General features: G+C 31.8%; 25 protein-coding genes. 8 read left to right on the top strand and 17 right to left on the bottom strand.

Going from position 1 to position 20,647, the window contains the following annotated elements:
- Nucleotides 1-399: 399 nt before the first annotated feature.
- From B2741_RS12875 to B2741_RS12895, 5 genes are all read right to left on the bottom strand, one after another.
- The gene (locus B2741_RS12875; protein WP_291139686.1) at nucleotides 400-1,440 is read right to left on the bottom strand and encodes a D-alanine--D-alanine ligase; all 1,041 of its coding nucleotides are present in this window, start codon (nucleotides 1,438-1,440) and stop codon (nucleotides 400-402) included.
- 3 nt (nucleotides 1,441-1,443) lie between these two features.
- A complete protein-coding gene (locus B2741_RS12880) occupies nucleotides 1,444-2,118 on the bottom strand; it encodes an NRDE family protein (protein WP_291139689.1) in 675 nt (224 codons plus the stop codon).
- Nucleotides 2,106-2,594 carry a DinB family protein gene (locus B2741_RS12885; protein ID WP_291139692.1) on the bottom strand — a complete coding sequence of 163 codons (489 nt, stop codon included), beginning with the start codon at nucleotides 2,592-2,594 and terminating at the stop codon, nucleotides 2,106-2,108. Before B2741_RS12885 ends, B2741_RS12880 begins: the two co-directional genes overlap by 13 nt.
- Nucleotides 2,595-2,598: 4 nt before the next feature.
- Entirely contained in the window at nucleotides 2,599-3,075 is a 477-nt protein-coding gene (gene msrB / locus B2741_RS12890) for a peptide-methionine (R)-S-oxide reductase MsrB (protein WP_291139695.1), read from the bottom strand.
- Between the two features lie 70 nt (nucleotides 3,076-3,145).
- Nucleotides 3,146-3,589: a DUF4268 domain-containing protein gene (locus B2741_RS12895; RefSeq protein WP_291139698.1), complete on the bottom strand. Its 444-nt coding sequence runs from the start codon at nucleotides 3,587-3,589 to the stop codon at nucleotides 3,146-3,148.
- Nucleotides 3,590-3,658: 69 nt separating this feature from the next.
- Here B2741_RS12895 and B2741_RS12900 point away from each other — a divergent pair, with 69 nt between their 5' ends.
- Nucleotides 3,659-4,312, top strand: a complete 654-nt coding sequence (locus B2741_RS12900) for an NUDIX hydrolase (protein ID WP_291139701.1) — start codon at nucleotides 3,659-3,661, stop codon at nucleotides 4,310-4,312.
- A 107-nt stretch (nucleotides 4,313-4,419) separates the two neighbouring features.
- The gene (locus B2741_RS12905; protein ID WP_291139703.1) at nucleotides 4,420-5,229 is read left to right on the top strand and encodes a lysophospholipid acyltransferase family protein; all 810 of its coding nucleotides are present in this window, start codon (nucleotides 4,420-4,422) and stop codon (nucleotides 5,227-5,229) included.
- Nucleotides 5,230-5,256: 27 nt separating this feature from the next.
- On the opposite strand, the gene B2741_RS12910 is transcribed toward B2741_RS12905, so the two are convergent.
- From B2741_RS12910 to B2741_RS12920, 3 genes are read right to left on the bottom strand one after another with little or no spacing between them, the layout of a single operon-like run.
- Nucleotides 5,257-6,111, bottom strand: coding sequence for a TraB/GumN family protein (locus B2741_RS12910; protein ID WP_291139705.1), 855 nt, complete (start codon nucleotides 6,109-6,111; stop codon nucleotides 5,257-5,259).
- A complete protein-coding gene (locus tag B2741_RS12915; RefSeq protein ID WP_291139707.1) occupies nucleotides 6,111-6,752 on the bottom strand; it encodes a hypothetical protein in 642 nt (213 codons plus the stop codon). Before B2741_RS12915 ends, B2741_RS12910 begins: the two co-directional genes overlap by 1 nt.
- A 3-nt stretch (nucleotides 6,753-6,755) precedes the next feature.
- Nucleotides 6,756-7,250 (bottom strand): RNA polymerase sigma factor, encoded by a 495-nt coding sequence (locus B2741_RS12920; protein WP_133606081.1) that lies wholly within the window; start codon nucleotides 7,248-7,250, stop codon nucleotides 6,756-6,758.
- A gap of 131 nt (nucleotides 7,251-7,381) precedes the next feature.
- On the opposite strand from B2741_RS12920, the gene B2741_RS12925 reads away from it, so the two are divergent.
- Complete coding sequence (locus tag B2741_RS12925; protein ID WP_291139709.1) at nucleotides 7,382-8,686, top strand: NAD(P)/FAD-dependent oxidoreductase; 1,305 nt, start codon at nucleotides 7,382-7,384, stop codon at nucleotides 8,684-8,686.
- 71 nt (nucleotides 8,687-8,757) lie between these two features.
- On the opposite strand, the gene B2741_RS12930 is transcribed toward B2741_RS12925, so the two are convergent.
- Nucleotides 8,758-9,813, bottom strand: coding sequence for a DUF3810 domain-containing protein (locus B2741_RS12930; RefSeq protein WP_291139712.1), 1,056 nt, complete (start codon nucleotides 9,811-9,813; stop codon nucleotides 8,758-8,760).
- 84 nt (nucleotides 9,814-9,897) lie between these two features.
- Between B2741_RS12930 and B2741_RS12935 the strand changes: the two genes are divergently transcribed.
- The 3 genes from B2741_RS12935 to B2741_RS12945 are packed head-to-tail and all read left to right on the top strand — an operon-like array spanning nucleotide 9,898 to nucleotide 11,876.
- The gene (locus B2741_RS12935; RefSeq protein ID WP_291139715.1) at nucleotides 9,898-10,107 is read left to right on the top strand and encodes a hypothetical protein; all 210 of its coding nucleotides are present in this window, start codon (nucleotides 9,898-9,900) and stop codon (nucleotides 10,105-10,107) included.
- Complete coding sequence (locus B2741_RS12940; protein ID WP_291139718.1) at nucleotides 10,107-10,400, top strand: type II toxin-antitoxin system RelE/ParE family toxin; 294 nt, start codon at nucleotides 10,107-10,109, stop codon at nucleotides 10,398-10,400. Before B2741_RS12935 ends, B2741_RS12940 begins: the two co-directional genes overlap by 1 nt.
- A gap of 9 nt (nucleotides 10,401-10,409) precedes the next feature.
- Nucleotides 10,410-11,876 (top strand): aminoacyl-histidine dipeptidase, encoded by a 1,467-nt coding sequence (locus B2741_RS12945; RefSeq protein ID WP_291139721.1) that lies wholly within the window; start codon nucleotides 10,410-10,412, stop codon nucleotides 11,874-11,876.
- An 83-nt stretch (nucleotides 11,877-11,959) separates the two neighbouring features.
- On the opposite strand, the gene B2741_RS12950 is transcribed toward B2741_RS12945, so the two are convergent.
- The 6 genes from B2741_RS12950 to B2741_RS12975 form a co-directional block, all read right to left on the bottom strand.
- Nucleotides 11,960-12,598 carry a hypothetical protein gene (locus tag B2741_RS12950; RefSeq protein ID WP_291139724.1) on the bottom strand — a complete coding sequence of 213 codons (639 nt, stop codon included), beginning with the start codon at nucleotides 12,596-12,598 and terminating at the stop codon, nucleotides 11,960-11,962.
- Between the two features lie 172 nt (nucleotides 12,599-12,770).
- On the bottom strand, nucleotides 12,771-13,391 hold the full coding sequence (locus B2741_RS12955; RefSeq protein WP_291139727.1) for a hypothetical protein: 621 nt from the start codon (nucleotides 13,389-13,391) through the stop codon (nucleotides 12,771-12,773).
- 115 nt (nucleotides 13,392-13,506) lie between these two features.
- A complete protein-coding gene (locus B2741_RS12960) occupies nucleotides 13,507-14,355 on the bottom strand; it encodes a L,D-transpeptidase (protein WP_291139731.1) in 849 nt (282 codons plus the stop codon).
- Between the two features lie 125 nt (nucleotides 14,356-14,480).
- Nucleotides 14,481-14,936: a hypothetical protein gene (locus B2741_RS12965; protein ID WP_291139734.1), complete on the bottom strand. Its 456-nt coding sequence runs from the start codon at nucleotides 14,934-14,936 to the stop codon at nucleotides 14,481-14,483.
- A gap of 114 nt (nucleotides 14,937-15,050) precedes the next feature.
- Complete coding sequence (locus B2741_RS12970) at nucleotides 15,051-15,599, bottom strand: PepSY-associated TM helix domain-containing protein (protein WP_291139737.1); 549 nt, start codon at nucleotides 15,597-15,599, stop codon at nucleotides 15,051-15,053.
- A gap of 20 nt (nucleotides 15,600-15,619) precedes the next feature.
- Nucleotides 15,620-17,824, bottom strand: coding sequence for a TonB-dependent siderophore receptor (locus tag B2741_RS12975; protein ID WP_291139740.1), 2,205 nt, complete (start codon nucleotides 17,822-17,824; stop codon nucleotides 15,620-15,622).
- A gap of 367 nt (nucleotides 17,825-18,191) precedes the next feature.
- Here B2741_RS12975 and B2741_RS12980 point away from each other — a divergent pair, with 367 nt between their 5' ends.
- Both B2741_RS12980 and B2741_RS12985 read left to right on the top strand, forming a co-directional pair.
- The gene (locus B2741_RS12980; RefSeq protein ID WP_291139742.1) at nucleotides 18,192-19,505 is read left to right on the top strand and encodes an AAA family ATPase; all 1,314 of its coding nucleotides are present in this window, start codon (nucleotides 18,192-18,194) and stop codon (nucleotides 19,503-19,505) included.
- Nucleotides 19,505-19,987, top strand: a complete 483-nt coding sequence (locus B2741_RS12985) for a hypothetical protein (protein ID WP_291139745.1) — start codon at nucleotides 19,505-19,507, stop codon at nucleotides 19,985-19,987. Before B2741_RS12980 ends, B2741_RS12985 begins: the two co-directional genes overlap by 1 nt.
- 176 nt (nucleotides 19,988-20,163) lie before the next feature.
- On the opposite strand, the gene B2741_RS12990 is transcribed toward B2741_RS12985, so the two are convergent.
- Entirely contained in the window at nucleotides 20,164-20,511 is a 348-nt protein-coding gene (locus B2741_RS12990; RefSeq protein WP_291139748.1) for a DUF6686 family protein, read from the bottom strand.
- Nucleotides 20,512-20,515: 4 nt separating this feature from the next.
- A partial coding sequence (locus B2741_RS12995) for a PepSY domain-containing protein (protein WP_291139779.1) occupies nucleotides 20,516-20,647 on the bottom strand: 132 nt, incomplete at its 5' end.

Genomic DNA, 20,647 nt, shown 5'->3' on the forward strand with positions numbered 1-20,647 from the left:
CGCCGCCTTTCTTTTGAAAACCCTTCATCTATCGATGAGGGGTTTTTTGTTACCAATATATCGTCCCGATGGGACTAACAAACCACCTCAATAGGGTGGTTTTTTTATTTTTATACTTTATGAAAGGCTAACGTTGGCGTTTGCTAACGAATGTACTTGGCTAGTTCGGCTAAAGCTTCTTAGCTTTTGAAAAATCTTTGTCAGGGTTTTGTTACCAGTATATCGTCCCTACGGGACTTTAAATCGTAGATATTCAATTGAATACCAATTCTGCGTAAAGGATTACTTCGTCAGTCGCAAGCTCGTGTGTAGCATTTGTTCGAGCTCTTACTTAAAATGCCTAAGGATTTTAAGTAAACCGAGTGCGGATAGCTCGACTCGCATAGAAGGAGTAACGCTCTAAAATTCTAAAATGGTATCGTAGTGTTTGTGGTGATTTTTAAATTCTTGAACACCTTCTTTAAAAGTTAGGTATTTTGCCCCGTTTTTATGGTTGTTTTTACTGATTAGGTACATGTAATGAAAATGTCGTGTGAGTTCTTTCCAACCGAATAAAAGCGAATGTTTTGGGTCATACATGTGAGTAGGTTCGCTAATTGCACCGTTTATTTCGACGATTTGGAAGTTTTTACCTTTTGCTAAATCTTCATAAGAATGGTACATAATATCCATTCTTCCAAAATAAAAACCATTGATTTGGCTACAAATAGTGTTGAAACTTTCCATCATTTCAGAGGTGATTTCGTGACTAGCATCTACGAATTTTGTTCCGCGACAATGATTGCCGTAAGGAACCAAATTAATGGTTTCTCCTTCGTTTAAAACAGTGTTTAGTTTGTCTTTGTATTCTTCTTCAAGTACTTCTAATTGTAGCAGATAGCGTTTGTCTTGATGTAGTAATTCGCGAAGGGTGTTTTTACCGTTTCCGGTTAAAATCATGAATTCCTTTGCTACTATTCCGGTTATTTTCCCAGGTTGGTTTGGCAATTTTACATAGAAAAGACCGATTTCATTTTCATAAGGAATCAAATCCTGAATTAAAATGTCAAATTTCGCTTTTTTGAGGTAATTTTCTAGTTCTTCGGTATTGTGAATTTTTTTCACAGCAGTTCCTCTTAAACCAATATCGGGTTTCGCAATTAGAGGAAATTGAATATTTTCGGAGTTAATTCTTTGTAAAATAACTTCTAAATTTTCATTTGGAGTAACTAAAATAGTTTTAGGATAATATTGGGGTGGAATCAAATCGTAAATTTCTTTTTTCGATTCCATGAAAAATCCTCCGTTTTTTATTGTTGGATTTGAAGCATTAAAGAAAAAAAATGATTGTGTTCTAATCACATAATACAAATATTGAAAATATACTGGCAAATACACCACTTGATAGGGCCAATATTCCCAATGGGTTAATTTATGTAGGAAAAGATTCAGTTTTGTCATTTTTTATTCGAATAAATCAAGATACTCCATTTTTATTGTATTATTCGTTACTTTGCATTGCGTTATACTAATGGTTTTCAATACATCGTTGCGATTAATTTGCAAGCCAAATTCTTTATTTTCTGATTCTGTAAATTGATGAAAATGTAAAATTTCTTCTGGTGTTGGACTGTTTTTACGTTTTATAAAATCTTGAAACCATACTTTTCTTTGTTCTCTAATTTCTTTTGAATAAAGAGTAGAAGAGGACCAAATATGAAATTGCGTCGAATCAAACCCTGTTGTGTTTTTTTCAGTTTCGTTCCATTGCAATTGCGTCAATTTATTGTTTTCAACTAACACAATTGTGAACGGTTCAATATCTGATAAATCAACTGTTTTCCAATAATCTAAGGTCTTTTCGGCTGTCATCAAATCCAAGACAATCAAACCCCTACTTTTGCGATAATTTGGTTTTGGAAAGTGTTTTTCTTGCGCTCCGTTTAGTAAAACAATAATTTTAGTTTCATTATGTGCTACCCAAGTTCCCCCAGCTTTTGGATCTTTTGGAAAGATTATCTTTTTTCCATCAATCAAATATTCTTGTGGGGAAAGTGCTCTTTCACGTGTAATTTTTTCATCTCTGTTGGAAGTAATGATACAACCTTCAGCAGTTGGAATATACGTTACTGTGCACATTGTTTACGATATTCTAATGTTGATGGCGCTACTCCGAATGAACTAGGTATTTTAATATGCGGCAAACTATGTAATGCCACTTTTATCAAGGCTTGATGATGAATACTGTGTTCTAAATTGTAAATTAATTCTCTGAAATAATTGGTTTGTAAAAGTTCAATAGGACTAAAACAATTGTGTGTTAGCGAAAGAGGTTTATTAGGTTTGTCTAGCTCCAAAAGATATTTTTCAATAATAGCAATTGCTTCATTTTTATCGGTTTGGAGTAATATATCTCGTTTTCTATCATCGTAATTGATTAATCCGTAGTCGTAGTTTTCTAACAAACAACCAAATAACTCAATAATATGACGCATGTGTTCTCCAATAGTAGCATTGCTTAACTCTGGATTTTTTTGTGTGAATTCATCGTTTGTAAGTTGACGAAGCAATTCGATATTTTCGGAAAGATTATTCTTTATACTTTGTATCAGCATAGTTTTACTTTGTTTCTGGAACAAATTTTATGGAAACAGAGTTCATGCAAAAGCGTTGACCAGTAGTCTCTTTTGGACCATCGTCAAAAATATGACCTAAATGACCATCACATTTTGCACACAATACTTCAGTTCTAACCATTCCGTAGCTCAAATCTTGAACATAGACAACCGAACCTTTAATCGCTTTATCAAACGAAGGCCAACCACAATGCGAATCAAATTTGGTGTCTGAGGTGAATAAATCATTACCGCAACCCGCACAAACGTATTTACCTTTTTCAAAATGATCCCAATATTCTCCTGTAAAGGCTCTTTCGGTTCCTTTGTTTCTTAAAACTTCATATTGCTCTGGAGTAAGCTCAGCTTTCCATTGCGCTTCTGTTTTTTTGGAATTTGAATTCATGGTTTTAGGTTCTTTGTTTTGTGATTGACAGGACTGAAATGTGATTACTAAAAGTAATAAAAACAAGTTTTTCATAGCTAACATTTTTTCAAATTTAAGTGTTATAATTCAAATAAAATGTTAACAATGTTACAAAGTATTTGAATTAGGTATTGATTTCTAAATCTTTAATATAATCTTCATTTTCATAGAAAAAGCGCTCAAAAGCATCCATTTTTTCGGCAAAGAAGTCAAAAACTTCAGGCCAAGTGCTTTTGTTGTTAATACTAATTCCTGTTTTTTCTACCCAAACACGACTGATTACTTTTCCTGTTTCTAAATAGAAATTACGTTCAAAAATAACATCGTCTAAATAGTCTTCTAAAAGAATGGTTTTTAACGATTCTACTTTCTCATAATATATCTTACGTTTTTCTTCGTCTTTTGGTTCTATATCTAGTAAAACTTGTGCTTTTTTATTGTCAACATAAAATTTGAAGGTTACATCTTTGATTTTAGTGTTGTATAACAACCACTTACGAGGATATTCGGCGGCAAATGCAATCCAAAAATCTTTTTTTATTTGTAAGGCTTCTTCTTTACTGAACATATTATTAAATTAGAAAGTTATTTTGTTTGAAAAAAATAGCTACCTTTAAGATTGCTAAATTGAGATTGTATGCTTTTTAATGATTTTATAAAATATATTCCAAAGATAGAAAAAGAAACGCTCCTTTCTACGGATGCGCATGCAAAAATGGCACCATTAGAACGCATTTCTTATTTAAATGAGGAAAACTATATGGATAAAAATCCGAGGAAAGCAGCTGTATTAATGCTTTTTTATCCTAAAAATTCGGTTACTCATTTAGCCCTAATTGTTCGAAATTCGTATCCAGGTGTTCATTCCTCACAAATAGGTTTTCCCGGTGGAAAAGTAGAAGAATATGATGCCGATTTAGCCGAAACGGCTCTTAGAGAAACTCATGAAGAAGTAGGTATTCATCCCGATAAAATTCAAATCATTAAGCCATTTAGTGAAATTTATATTCCCCCAAGTAACTTTTTAGTTGCCCCTTTTATGGGGGTCTCTAATGAAGAGTTAACTTTTATTCCAGATTTAGATGAAGTCAAAAGAGTTTTAGAGTTTTCAATTGCCGACTTTTTAGACGAGAAAAGTATTACGAAAGTTAAGATGTCAACATCTTATGCTACTGATATTGAAGTGCCTGCTTTTATGGTGGATAAATATGTGGTTTGGGGCGCTACTGCAATGATGATGAGTGAGTTAAAAGAAACCATTAAGTGTGCGTTAAGTAAATGTAATTTATAGTGGTTTCAAATTGTTACGCATAATGGTGATTTTAAGTCTTTTTTTCTTTCTAAAATCACCTATTTTACTACTTTTGCGTTCTTGTTTTGTTAAAATAAATGAAAATTATGGGATTATTTAAGAGAAATCCTTTCGGACATATATTGTTTTTAAAGACTTGGTTAATTCGTATTGCGGGTTTTTTAACACACCGTCGTTATCGTTATTTTAACCAATTACATATTGAAGGTTCTGAAATTATAAGAAGTTTGCCTGATACGAATGTTTTATTTATTTCGAATCACCAAACCTATTTTGCCGATGTTGTGGCTATGTTTCACGTTTTTAATGCTAGTTTAAAAGGAAGAGAAAACAATATTAAAAATGTAATGTATTTGTGGAATCCGAAGTTAAACATGTATTACGTAGCGGCTAAGGAAACCATGCAAGAAGGTTTACTTCCAAGAATTTTAGCTTATGCAGGAGCAATTACAGTAGAAAGAACTTGGAGAGCGAAAGGAAAAGATGTTACGGAGAAGAAAGATGTTAATCCGAACGATACCGAAAATATTAAGATTGCTTTAGAAGATGGTTGGGTAATTACTTTTCCACAAGGAACTACGCGTTCTTTTAAACCAGTACGAAAAGGAACAGCTCACATTATTTTGCAACATAAACCAGTTGTTGTACCAATTGTAATTGATGGTTTCCGTCGTTCTTTTGACCGAAAAGGATTGATGATTAAGAAAAAAGGAATTTTACAATCGATGGTGATTAAAGAACCTTTGAAAATTGATTACGAAACAGCAACGGTTGATGAAGTGGTAGAAATGATTGAATTTGCAATTGAGCAACATCCTTCTTTATTAAAAGTGATTCCTTCGGAAGTTTTAGATGAACAAGCTAAATTAGACAGAGAAAGAATGTGGAAATATTAAATAAAAAAAGAGGCAATTGCCTCTTTTTTATTTAACTGCTTCAACTTTATATCCTTGTTTTCGCAATAGTTTTATTACGCCTTCTTCTCCAGCTAAATGACCAGCACCAACACCAAAAAAGGTAGGTTTGTCTTTCATGGTTTTAATCATAATTGGAATCCAGTTTTTATTTCTATTGTTTAATAAAACATCTTGGTTTTCAGAAGTGATTTTATTATCAGAATCATCCATCATTTTTAACATTCCTTCAATGTCTTTGTTTTGATAGATTTTCATCATTTTATTCATTTCATCTTTATCTTTTTCTAAATCGCCTTTTGCCATTTTTAACAATTCTTCAGCTTGTATTTCGTATGAAATAGCATCAAAAACTTTCATTTGATCTTCAATAGTTTCTAAACCGAAAACTTCTTCATTTTGTTCTTCGGTTACTTTCATTAAAACACTTTCCACAGATTGAAATGGGCAATCAATCATCTTTGGATAAAGCATAGTGCTTACCATAAAAGGTTTGAAACTATCAAATAACTTAGCCGACATGTTCAAGTTTTTCTTTAGAAATTCATCTACTGTTTTAAAATCTTCTGAGTTTAGTAGAGTAGATAATTTCGTACCATCTTTCATCATCATATGCTGCATCATTTGCATTTGCATCGATTTTTCATCCATATCAAGCTCTAAATACAATTGTTTTGTATTTTCCAATGCACTCAAAGTATTATCATCTAAAGTAGCATCACAAGTAATATGAATGGTTCCAAACAAATACGAATCGTGTTTTAATCCGTTTCCAGAAATTTTCCACAATAAACTTTTTTCTAATTCTTGAGAAAAAGAAAAACTAGTTAGTAAGGTTAATAGCGAAATGAATATTTTTTTCATTAGTAATCGATTTTTTTAAGTTCGTTATAGTTTTTTTCAAGTCGTCTCATTAAAATACCATATAAAACACGGTAGAATAACCAAATTAGTCCCACAAAAACAGCAATTATAACAGCATAAACCATAAACATAATGCAATAGAAAACATTTGAATCTACATTTTGTGACATTTTATTTATCATTTTACGAATGTTTGGGTCATACATAAATTGGAAGACAAACACTAAAATAAAAGAAAAAGCAGTCATGGCTAAATTATACCAAACGTAGTATTTTACTGTTTTTCGGGTTTTTAATATGCTTTGCATCAACTGTTTTACCGTATCGGTGGTATTGATAGCTCTATAATTTTTGAAAAATAAATAAATAAAAAATAATATGACGCCATAGTTTATAAATGCAATTATAGGCATCGCTGTATCTAAATGATACATTTTTAAAGTTTTAAAATACTCTTCATCAGCGGTAAAAAACGAAATACCTGTCCATAAAAGAAGCTCTAAGATACTAATAATTACAATCCACTTCACAATAGAAGAGGAGCGTTTATGTAACATTCCGTAAATTTCTTTTTCACCTATTTGTTGGAACGAACTTTCTTGTTTTTTCCAGTCTTTTTTTAATAAATCTAATTCATCCATGAGTTACGGATTTAATATTTTTTTTAATTTCCCTTTCACACGGTTCATTTTTACCCGTGCATTCACTTCACTAATCCCCAACGTTTCTGAAATTTCGGTATAATCTTTATCTTCTAAATACAAGAAAACTAAAGCTTTTTCAATGTCGTTCAGCTCGCTAATGGCGCTGTACAAAAGTTTTAATTTTTCTTCTTCTTCAAAATTGTAATCGTCTTGTGTTACCTTATGAAAAGTGCTGTCAAACTCAATCGTGTCAATACTTCGCTTCTTTTTTCGGTAAAGTGTAATGGCTGTGTTTAATCCTACGCGATACGCCCAAGTAGTAAATTTGGAATCGCCTCTGAAGTTGGGAAAAGCTTTCCATAATTGAATCGTAATTTCCTGAAACAAATCTTTATGGGCATCCTCATCAGTAGTATATAATCGACAAATTTTGTGAATTATATTCTGATTCTCTTTGAGTTGCTTTACGAAAAGTGCTTCCGATTCTGATTTCATATACAATAAGTAGTCATTTGAACTATTTTGTTACAAGTTTACTATTTCAAATTTAAATAATCATTAACTATTTTACGAAACATTCAATTCTTTTTCTTCTTATCTTTGACTTGATAAATTTACAATGATAAATGAATATTCCTCGTAGTAGTTTTCCTAGAATTGTCATCATAGGTGGTGGTTTTGCTGGAATATCTTTAGCGAAAAAACTTCGCAATAAGAAAGTACAAGTCGTTTTACTAGACAAACATAATTATCACAATTTTCAACCTTTGATGTACCAAGTAGCAACCGGCGGTTTAGAACCCGATTCTATTGCGTACCCAATTCGAAAAATTGTTCAAGAATATAGAGATTTTTATTTCCGATTGGCAGAAGTTCGTGAAATTGATGCCGAAAACAATACGATTTACGCCGATATTGGCGAATTAAAATTTGATTATTTAGTAATTGCAACAGGTTCTAAAACCAATTATTTTGGAAATAAAGAAATCGAACGCAATAGTATGGCGATGAAAACGATTCCGCAATCATTGAATATTCGTAGTTTGATTTTAGAGAATTTTGAACAAGCTTTGCTTACCAATGATATCGACGAACGTCATAGTTTGATGAATTTCGTTTTAGTTGGTGGTGGTCCAACAGGAGTAGAACTAGCTGGTGCTTTAGCCGAAATGAAAAAAGCGATTCTTCCAAAAGATTATCCCGATTTAGATGTTCGAAAAATGGAAATCAATCTGATTCAAGGGAGTGATAGGGTTTTAGATTCGATGAGCGAAAATGCTTCTGAGAAAGCGGAAAAGTTTCTTTTAGATTTAGGAGTAAGTGTTTGGAAAAAAGTTCGTGTAACAGGTTACGATGGAAAAACAGTAACGACCAATTCCGATTTATCATTCGATTCCGCAACAGTAATTTGGACAGCTGGCGTGCAAGGTGCTCTACCTCATGGCTTAAAAGCAGATAGTTTTATAAAGAATGTAAATAGAATTAAGGTAAACCAATACAATCAAGTAGAAGGTTATGATAATCTTTTTGCTATTGGTGATATTGCTGTGATGACTTCAGAAGAATATCCGCAAGGACATCCTATGATGGCGCAACCAGCTATGCAACAAGGAAGATTATTAGCCGAAAATCTAATTCGATTATTAGATAAAAAAACATTAAAACCATTTGTTTACAAAGACAAAGGTTCGATGGCAACAATAGGAAGAAATAAAGCCGTTGTCGATTTACCAAAATTCAAATTCAGTGGTGTTTTTGCTTGGTTTGTTTGGATGTTTGTGCACTTATTTTCTTTAATTGGATTCAAAAATAAAGCGGTGGTATTCTTAAATTGGGTGTACAATTACATCCGTTTTGACCGAGAAGCACGTTTGATTATGCGACCGTATAAAAAGAGAAATCAAGTGAGTTTTACGAGTGACGAGTTGTAAATAGGGAAAAGTTGAAAGGGATTAGGGAAAAGTTAATACGTTACGTAAACTATTCCCTAATCCCTTTTCTCTTATAACTTATTCTCATACCCAATCGCTAAACCTACAAACTTACTATACCCTTCCATGCCATCTTTTTGTTGGTTGGCTTTTAGGAAATTGTCGTAGAAATATTCAAAAAAGGTATTGATTGGCGTTTTGTATTCCTTCCAAAAAATTTTATTTTCTTCAAAGTTTTTCAAAACGCCTTTGTTGATTTTTTTCAAAAAAGGTTCCGAACTTCCTTCTTTTATTATATCCAAATTATTTAGCGCATAACGCAATGCAAAACTGTATGCCGAATATTGGAAATATAAATCCTCATTTTTTGAAGCGGTTACAAATCCGATGAAATTGCATTCGCTTTCGCTTCCAATTCCCGTTTGATGTGCCATTTCGTGGCAAGTGGTTAAAGGTGAAGTGTATTTTGGTTTTAAATAATTCACTTGTGCTTCATTGGTAAACGGATTCAAATAACCACCAAATCCCATATAACTCAACGGATAACTGAACAACGAAGATTTGATACTTTTTACTTCGTAATGAAATTCTTGTAAGTCTGTTGGTAATTTTTCATACCCTTTTAAAGCCAAATTGTAAATTTCTTCATCCGAATACGGAATCACAACCGTAACAGAATCATTTTTAGTAATTTGCAATTGTAATTCATTGGTTTTTACTAACATTTTTTCTGCAAACGTTTTTAATTGTTCTGCCGAATATTCTTTTTCTATCTGCAATTTATCATGCAACGGAATACGGTAATAATTCATTCCCCAAAGAATATGAAAGAAAAAATAAAATACAGAAACCCAACTCAATATTGCTAATCCGTTATTTTTCCATTCTTTAAAAAAGCCAATTCGGTGCTTCCAAAACCATCTAAATAAGAGTAAAATCAGTATGAAATAGATGACATCACCAAACGAAAACGGCAACCACCCTAATGCTTTTCTCGATACAAAAGCCAATTTTGGATAAAAACCTTTGCTGTACCAATTTTCTACAAAATCAGGAAACAAACCAATCGTTTTCACAACGATGATTTGGATAAGTAAGAATAAAGGAAGGACGAATTTTCTTTTCACGAATTTATATTTGCCATAAAATTAACTAATAATATAGAATAGCGCATTTCTTTTTTTGTAAATTTGTTGTTTAAATTAGGAATAATGACAAAAATAACTTTAAATATTCCGGATAACGAATTGACTTTCTTTATGAAATTGATTGAAAAATTTAATTACGAAACTGTAGTTAATGATGTCTCCGTTTCTGAAGAGATGAAAGTAGTTTTAGATGAAAGAAGAGCGTCTTCAAAAAAGGAAAATTTTGTTCCTTGGGAAGAAGCGAAAAAGCAAATTCGTTTGAAAACAAAATAATGAGTTATAGAATCGTAATTGAACCTCGAGCTATTGCTGATATTCAAGAAGCAGTAGAATTTTATGAGTCAAAAAGAGAAGATTTAGGTAACTATTTTTTTCAAATTGTTGATGAATACATTGAATCGATTGCAACAAACCCATTTTTTCAAATTCGCTATAAAGATTATCATGGATTACCAGTTAAAATTTTTCCCTACATTATTCTTTACTTTATAGATGAAAAAGAGAAAACAGTTTTTATTTTATCTGTTTTTAATACATCACAGAATACGACTAAATACCCAAAATAAACAAATATAATGAGCCAAGAAATTAGAAATCTGGAACCAAAGCCACTTTGGAACAAATTTGCCGATTTGAATGCTGTGCCACGTCCGTCTAAAAAAGAAGAACGTGTAATTGAATTCATGAAAAACTTCGGAACCAGTTTAGGATTAGAAACGTTTGAAGACGAAATCAGAAACGTAATCATTCGCAAACCAGCAACGCCAGGAATGGAAAACCGCAAACCAATTGTTTTGCAAGGACATTTGGATATGGTGCACCAAAAAAATAACGACACGAATTTTGATTTCGATACGCAAGGAATTGATATGTATGTCGATGGTGATTGGGTTCGTGCTCGCGGAACTACACTTGGTGCCGACAATGGGTTAGGAGTAGCGATGATTATGGCAATTTTAGAATCTACTGATATCAAACATCCTGCAATTGAGGCTTTGTTTACGATTGATGAAGAAACTGGAATGACAGGCGCTTTGAACTTAAAAGGCGGTGTGTTACAAGGTGAAATTTTATTGAATTTAGATACCGAAGAAGACGATGAAATCGATATCGGTTGTGCGGGAGGAATTGACGTAACAGCAACAAGAGGTTACAACGAAGAAGAAACGCCAGAAGGTTCTGTGGGTTACACAATTACTGTGAAAGGTTTACAAGGTGGACACTCGGGAATGGATATTCATAAAGGATTAGGAAATGCAAACAAAATCATGAACCGTTTGTTATTTGACGGATTTGAGAATTTTGGTTTGCAAATTGCTGAAATTTCAGGTGGAAGTTTGCGTAATGCAATTCCAAGAGAAAGTGTAGCGAAAGTTATTATTGCTGAAATGTATGACGAAGCGTTTGTTTTTGACATGCAAGAAGTAATTGGTGACATCAAAACCGAATTCAAAACGATGGAACCGAATTTAACGATTGAGATTGTTAAAAACGATGCAGTTCCTGCGAAAGTAATGGATTTGGGCGTGCAAGAAGGTTTGCTACGAGCGATTTATGCAGCACACAACGGCGTTTACAGAATGTCGGCTGATATGGAAGACTTAGTAGAAACTTCAAATAACATTGCAAGAGTAATTGTAAAAGACGGACAAATTTCGATTCAGAATTTAACACGTTCATCGGTGGAAAGTTCTAAAATGGATTTAGCAAATAGCTTACGTTCAGCTTATGAATTATTTGGTTGCGAAGTAGAATTTGGAGGAAGTTATCCAGGTTGGACACCAAATGTAAACTCGGAAATTTTAGACGTATTGACTTCTATTTACGAAAAACAAAACGGTGAAAAACCAAAAGTAGTAGCGTGTCATGCTGGACTAGAATGTGGTATTTTAGGAACCAATTATCCAAACATGGACATGATTTCTTTTGGACCAACGATTCACGGAGCACACAGCCCAGATGAAAGAGCATCGATTAAATCGTCTCAGAAATTTTGGAAGTTTGTTTTGGAAATTTTAGAGAATATTCCGGTTAAGAAATAAGAATTTAGCATAAAGATGAAATCCCGAGTTAGCTCGGGATTTTTTATGAATTTTAACAACGAAAAAGAATTTGCTGGGAGTGTTTACTTTTTCCCACAGTTTTCTTCATAGATGTCCACAATCCTTGAAAATTCAGTTGCTTTTAAATCTGCTTCTTTTAGTTTATTAACAAATTCAGGACAAATTTCTTTAAAATTCATTTCCACAACTGCATATAAATTCATACCAGCCATAAAATTTAAATCATATCGATGTAATCCAATTGCAAAAGCAAAGTCGTCATTTTCTCTCTGAAGATAATAAGCGTCAGCTCCGTAACTATTGACTGTCATTCCTCCGTTTCCTCCACTAGTTGTATTCCCTTCGTAATGAATTAAGTAAACACTTATTTTTCCTTGTTTGACAATCTTTACGAAAGATTTTTTTTCATCAATATTAAATTTTTTTGGATTCAGTATTTTGTTATTGCCAACCCTTAGTGTAATGTAGTTTTCTGTTTCATTTTTATCATTTAAAATTTGAAATCCTTTTACATCTTCAACTTTAAATTTTTCAACTGCTGCATCATTACTTTGTTTAAATTTAATTTTAGTGTCCTTGTATTTTGGAACTTCAATTAGACCAGATTTAACACTACCGTCATTAAAAGTTATTTCTCCAGAATTAAATTTTGCAAAAAGTGAGATTGGAAAAATTAGCAGAAATAATACAATTTTTTTCATTTAAAAAGTTTTAGTGGTTTTGTTTACTATTCATTTTATTTCGAGAATTTCACATAAGAATTGTATTGTTTGAAAATGGTAAGATTTACTTTTTTTCCAAATATAAAAAATATTGTGTGCAAGTTTTTAAATCTAAAAACAAAAAGGCTCATTTTCGTGAACCTATCGTATATCATTCAGTACAAAAATCATTGTAAAAAATAATGGCATCTTCAAGTTCAGCAAAAGTGTATTTATGTTTTTTGAGGTCATATACTAATGTTTCACAATCGGAAAGATACTCAGAAACTTGTTTTGCCCAACTTTTTAAAGGATAGCAATCAATACAAGTTGCAATTTCTTCATTCTCTCTTTTTAAATAATTGTTTTGTACAATTTTTTCAGAAGTTTTAGGGAAAGGGTTTTTGCTTAAATCATTATTTTCAAAATACAATCTATAGGTTATAGTTTCAGGGCTTCTATAAAGTTTAACTTCGCCATCAACTAAAATTTCTAGCAATTTAGGATATTCGTACTTGCTTGTTTTTATGTATTCAAATGTTTTAGTCATTTCAAATCCAATAAACGTAATTTTAGAGATATCTTCAAAATCCCAAAAATCACCTTTTTCTTCTTTTGTCAATCTAAATTTAATTTTCTCTTTAGGATCTAAAATGTTAACAATTTTTAGCATTCCATATCCTTCAAGAGAAGTTCCATCTTTAAAAAATATAATACATTCTTGGTCTTGAGAAAATGCGAAAAAGTTGTTCAGAAATAGGAAAAAAAGTAGTTTAAGAGTGAATGATTTCATTTTTATGAATTGATATTTCTTGCTTCAAAGATACTATTTTAATCAATATTGAATTATCGTTAAAAACAAAAAAGGCTCACTTTCGTGAACCTCATTATACTTTATATATTAAAAATTACTTTTTCTCTCTTTTTGTTTGTTCTTTTAAAATGGATGCTAAATAAGGTGAAATAGTAGTTTCTAATGTTGCTTCAGAGATAGATAAAGCTTTAGCATCTTGTGGTAACGTGTTCCAAATTTTAGGGTTTTTAAAATCGTAGCTTCCAAAAACAATTACTGGAGTTCCTTTTAATTTTACTTTTTCGGCACTTTCTAATTCCCATTGATCGGCAAATTCGTATAGCATTTTGGCATCTTTTTCTAACAATCGCAAACAAGAATGTGAAGCTGGATAACCTGGTAATTCATATTCGTGAAAGCCAATGCCTTGTTTGTTTTCAATGTTGAAATTCCATTTTAGTTTCCATTCATCGTTAAACGTACTTATGGTTTCTTCGGCTTTCCAATTGGTAAAAAATAAACCGGTTGGTGTTTTGTCTTTTTCTCTTCCCAGACTTGTAGGTCCGGTATGTGTTAAAACGCCATATTCATAAGTCGCGAAAGCTTGTGTAGCATACGAAAACAGAATTATTTTACTTACTTCGTTTAAAGTCGCAACTTCTAACGGAAAAGGCATATAATATTCCAAATCACCCGAAAAATCGGTCGGCACTACTATCGAATCTAATTTTTTTAAATTCATGGCATCCACACGGTTTAGAGCTAAAACCAAGTCGAGCGCTTTTGGATTTGAACCTTCGGTTTTTAACCAATCTTCACTTTTTTGAAACGTAAATGCGACTTCTTTAGGTTCGTTTCTTTTTATTTCTGGTTTCACAATGGTTACTGTCTCTTTCTTTTCTTCTTTGCAAGAAAGTGAAAGAAGACCAATTACCAAAACCATTATTTTTATTGCATTTTTCATAGGTTACTTTTTAGCAAAGTTATACTTATAAAACACATGTTTTCTTATATTATTTTTTGAAATAGTTACATGATTTTGATTTTTAGAAGTATCAAAAAAGGCTCACTTTCGTGAACCTTTTAAAATTATTTTTGTCTAATTATATTTCTAAACAAATGAAAGTTATTAGGAATAGCATTTGTTATTTCTGCTTTGTTTGAAGTTATTGTAGGTTTAACGCAAATTACTTTAGTGTCTTTATCTATTTCAATTATATGGGTAGATGTGAAATTTTTAATGTCTTTGTGAACTAATTTGAATTCATATTTACCAGGTAATAAATAAATTATAGCAAATTCATTTGACATAAGTTGGCCTAAAGGTTTATTGTTAATCCATACATTTATAAATGATGAGTTATCTATTTTATGATTAAATCCAGCTCCATTATAGATTAATATTTTTCCATTATCAAATTCTCCAATTATTACTGGATCAGAAAATGTTCTTTGTAAACTAAATTCGGATTGAATGGGTTTTAATAAACAAGAGGAAAATAATAATGATGATATAAAAAGCAAAAAAAAAATCTTTAATCTCATGAGTTTTAATTTGTAGTTTTAATCTTATTATTTTTCAAAAATACCAAAAACTTCATTACAACTCCATTTAAGTTATCAACAAAAAAGGCTCACTTTCGTAAACCTTTTCGTTTATTAACTCAAAATAATTAAAACTAAGATGGGGAAAATAATTCCAGCGACGGCTAATTTCCAGCCTCGGCGTTTAAAGGTGTTTTTGCCGTGGGTTACCATTAAAGTTCCCGTAATGGCAATTAATATTAAAGAGATTCCAAAAATATCAGAGTAGTAAATCCACCAGTTTGATGTGGTTTTGTGCAACTTCATCGTTTGGCTGATAATTGGTGTTTTATTGAAAGCAACAATTTCTCCTTTTCCAGTTTCCATGTCGATTTCTACATCGTGTTTTTCAAACGAAATTTTAAACGTACCTTTCTTTACATTATGGCGACGCATTTTATCGTCGATGCCCAATTGTTTTCCCAGATTTTCAGCAAATGCTTCTGTAATTTGGCTTTCTTCTGGCAATTGTACTTTGATGTTTTTGGTTTCAATCGTATATTTTTCAGGATGCCAATGTTCTCTATGGTTCATTAAAATTCCCGAAAAGGCAAACGATATTATCAATCCTACATAGAAGTAGCCAAAATCGCGGTGAATGTCTCTAACTAATTTTTGTTTCATTTTTTGTTCTATTTGAATGCTTAAAATTTATAGCGTAACGAAGTTAAAATTTGTCTTGGTGCAATTGGATTTACACTGTAGTTTTCGTGCATCGTATAATTCAACTCGTTGGTAATATTTGATAATTTACATAGTAATGAAAACTGCTTCCAGTTGTAACCCAACGATACATCAATTGTTGTATAACCATTTACTGGAATTTCTCTATCCCAAACGTTATTTGGATAGGCTGGATTTACTTGATTGTTCCATCCACCAACTCGGTTGCCAATGTAGTTTCCAATTGCGCCAACTGATACATTTTTGAACATTCCCGTTGGAACCGTATAGAAGAAACTTAAATTTGCTGTATGTTGTGGTGTTCTAACCAAACGATCACCTTCTATAAAACTTCCTGTTGCTCCAGTGGTTTTTGTATAACGCATATCGTTGTAACTGTAACCCGCCATAATATTGAAATCATCAATTGGTTTGTACGTAATGTCTAATTCGATTCCTTTACTTGTCGTTTCGCCGCTTAATGCTTTTACATTGGTATTGGTATTGATGTTTCCGTTAGCATCAAATTCGGCTGTTTGTGCTAAGTTGCTGTTCACAATTTGGTATAAAGTAACGTTTGTTGTTAATTTTCCTTTCCAGAATTCATTTTTAATTCCGGCTTCAATTTGGTCAATGATAGAAGGTTCAATCGCTTCGTTATTAATGTCAACTCCTGTATTTGGTGTAAACGAATTCGAGTAACTTGAGAATAAAGTAATGCTTTTTGTTGGTTGGTAAATCAATCCTACTTTTGGCGAAAAAGCTCTATCATTACGAATTTTTTCTTCGGTAACTGTATTTGCAGTAATGTTATACGTTTCTGGTTTTGCTTCTTGATACGAATAACGAATACCTAATAACGCTTTAAATTTTTCACTGAACGAAATCAAATCTTGAGCATAAACTCCTAAACGAGTAGTTTCTGTTTTTACGATTCTTGTTACTTCAGAAGGTAAAGCAGGTAATTCATTTGAAGCATCGTAAGAAGCTGGATCAAAAATATTTACAGTATCGTAAGTTGTAACGGCTAATCCTGTTATTGGATTGAAAAATCTAAAAGTGTACGCATCAGCAAACGAAATTTCAGTATCGATTCCTGTGAACAATTGGTGTTTGATTTTACCTGTTTTAAAGTTGCCTTGTAAACTTATTTGGTTGGCAAGAATTTGTTCTACGGCTTTGTTTCTTCCATACGGACGATTCCAATCGCCATTTGCAGCGGGTTGAATACGTTCTGTACCTATAAATTCTCTATCGTAATCTTGGAAAGAAGAATTAAAGTTTAGTTTCCAATTTTTATTAAATTCATGATTTACTAATATAGAAGCGGTTGCTTGTTTTGTGTTTCCGTTTGACCATTTTGCGCCTAAATACGCGTTTCTTGGTACATCAGCAATTTCTTTTCCAATAGAACCTGTTCCGAAATCAGGTGTCCAATCGTCGCTTAAATAATCCGCTTGTAAGGTGATTTCGGTTTTATCACTCACTTTAAAAAGTAGGGAAGGGTTTACGTAGTAACGTTCTTTAGTAACATAATCTCTAAAGCTTTCAGAATTTTCATACGAACCATTGAAGCGAAACGCAATCGAATTATTAAAAGCACCATACACATCAGCCGAAGGTTTGTAGAAATTATAACTTCCAGCTTGCATAGTGAATTCGCCACCTGTTTTAAAATTTGGCGTTTTGGTTACCATATTCATAATTCCTCCAGGAGCAACATTTCCGTATAAAAGTGCTGCACTTCCTTTTAAAATTTCTACTTTTTCTAACGAAGAAACTTCTGGAATAGAACCGCTGTTGAAACGGAAACCATTTTTAAACATGTTGTTTGCCGACATGTCGTAACCTCTTGACCAAAACGATTCTTGAGCGCCACCACGAGCCGAACCCACATAAACACCATTGGCATTTTTAACCACATCACTCAAACGAATCGATTGTTGTTGTTGGATAATTTCTGTTCCAATAACTTGAATGGCTTGAGGTAAGTCTTTTTCCTTGATCCCCGCTCTGTTTACCGAAGATTTTGAAGGGTTGTTTTTAGCTTCGATAACCACTTCTTTTAGTTTTTTTACAGTATCGTTTGCTGTAAAATTGTGTTCACTTACATCGTTTAGATTTTCTTGCGAAACCGCCTGAAGCGAAGACAATAGGACTATAGTTTTAAAAATGTTTTTATACATCTTATTTAGATTTAATTAAAATAACGATGCAAATGTATAGTGTGAAAATGAAACTACAAAGTTTATTTAGATTTATTTTAAATAAAATTTATAACGAATTGAAATTCAAATGGTAGGTTGAGAAGTTTTTTTAAGAGTGAAGAGAATGGAATAACGAGGAAATCACGTTATTATAGACTTTTAGAATGTTTCAAGTTCCATTACAAGAAAACGAGGTTAAAAAAAATTTTTTCATCACAATAAAATGAACAATTGAATTTAGCTGCAGTTTTGTGAAGTGGTTATCATATTTTTTTTCAAAATGTATTATTATTTAAGTACTTTTGCAGTATATTGCTTAAAAACTAAATAATAGCGATAAAATATTATGACTCCATCAAATATTCGTATTAAAACTGAAGGGTTTAGAGCTGTAAATAGTGCCGATATTATTATCGATGGTATTACCGTTGTTGCAGGTGAAAACGGCTGCGGAAAAAGCTCTATATCTAAACTTCTCTATTTTTTATATAAAACAGTTAATAATTATGATTTACTAGTAAAAGAAAGATTATTGATTAATCTTAGAGGCGTAACACGATTTATTGATATTGTTCAACAAGATTTAAGATTAAATGTAAAGGATAGAAATGTAAGGGAAGAACTAAGAAAAGAAATTTCTGAATTAAGGAGAGAAATTTATAGCACAGAATATTTAGAAGACGAATTGCAAAAATGGTTGAATGTTGTTGAGAGGTTGGAAGAAATATATAATAGTTCATCAGCTGAAAATCCAAATTTGTCTAGCCAAACCTCTATTAGATTAAAATATATCACAAAAGATATTTTGAAAACGGAAGATGAAGGAAATGACATTGGAAGTTCATTTAGTAAAATTCGCGGATTTATAGAGAATAGGTTTAAGCAAGCAATTAGTAAAATTAAATCAAGACCAACATCTTTATTTGTTGAAGAGCTAAAATCTGTTTTTTCAGATGGAGATTTGCCTAAAAAGTTTGAAGTTTTAGAATACGATGATTTAATAGTTTCTCTTGATAGTACTTATTTATCAATTCCTTACAGTATACAAAATGCTATATACGTTGATACACCGATGATGATTTCTGTTGATGATAGTCATAATGAGCATTGGGATGATTTAAATCAATTATTATTGCAACGAGGTAATACAAATAATAAATTTTCTGAGTTGATAAATAAAGAAATTACCCAAGGAGATGTTGTAGTTGATGATGGTATTTACACTGCAGATGATTTTAAGTTTAAAAGAAGTGATGGTGCCACATTTAATTTGTTAGATGTAGCTACAGGGATCAAGTCTTTTTCTATTCTACAAATGCTTATAAAAAATGGTTCTTTAAGTGATAAAACTTTATTAATCATAGATGAACCAGAATCAAATCTCCATCCTCAATGGATTATTGAATACGCGCGTATTATAGTATTACTTAATAAAGAGCTAGGAGTTAAATTCTTTTTGGCAACACATAATCCTGATATGGTAAGCGCAATTCGTTATATTTCCGAAAAGCAAGGTGTCTTAGATTCTGTTAATTTTTATTTAGCCGAAAAAAGTGGGCAGCCTTTTAAATATAATTATAATTATTTAGGTAAAGAGATTGATGCAATTTTTGGTTCTTTTAATATTGCAATAGATCGTATCAATAAATATGGAATCTGATGAAATATTCCAAGTTTAAGACTTTAAAGCTAGCAGTAAATTTTCAGAAACAGGATTGTTTACAAAATCTAAATACTTTAGTCGTTGCTGAAGGTTGTACAGAAGCTATGCCATTTTTTATGAATAACGAGGTTGTTATTGATATGGATTGTGTTGAAAGAAAATTAGCTATATCGAATAGAAGATTGAAGCTTAAATCAATGGATTCTGCGTTTGTTAATTCTATTAATGAAATTGTTTTAGTGGAATTTAGATTTAATTATGTAAATATGAAAAATCTAGATAAATCTTCGTTGTTTGGAAAAGTTTCAGGTTCTACCGCGGCATTGACTGGTTATGGAAACATACATAATAAGTATTTTTTTATTTTCGATAGTAGTTTGAAAAATCAAGCAATTAGAAGATTTAGAGATATGAACCCAAGTATGCCACAAAACTATATAGCAACTGACTTAAATGACTTAAAAGCAACATATTTTTAGTCGTTATTATCTTCTATTTCACATAACTAGTATTAATGATAAAATCTACATAGCTACCCAATTTATCGTATATATGTCTGAAAAATACCATTTTTATTTTTTATAAAGAATCTTACAAATCATCAATTGAGATTTCAATCGTTTAAAAAACAAAAAAAAGCCCACCAAAGTGAGCTTCAATTCCAAAATATTCCATTTTTCAAATCGTTATAGCATAACATTTCGTTTGTGTTTTCGAAGTTGAGGAGTAAGAGCAATTCGTACAATTCCAATCGGGTAATGAGAATAATGAAATTGCTTTGCAATGTTGGTATGGGAATTTTCTTTTTGTAAATGGAGTGTTCGTATTCCTTTTCCCAATAGTCGATATCAATGCGTTTTAGGTAATTTCCAAACGCAATTAATTCGTCTTCGGTAAGGCTAAAGTTGAGGTTGTTGAAGGTTAATTGGTAATTGCCACAACCTTTCAAGAAAATCAGCATGCCGTTTTGGGTTTGTTTTAAAATGGAATAATTGCAACACATAGTTTTATTTTTTATTTCGTTTTCCCCACCAAATAAAGAATCCTGTAACCGGTAATGACGCGCAAACTAAACTAATAATCAACGCTAAAATCTTGCTCCAAATGCCAAAAATGGCTCCAATGTGAATATCATAATT

The sequence above is a fragment of the Flavobacterium sp. UBA7663 genome (genome assembly GCF_002483315.1).
Classification (GTDB): domain Bacteria; phylum Bacteroidota; class Bacteroidia; order Flavobacteriales; family Flavobacteriaceae; genus Flavobacterium.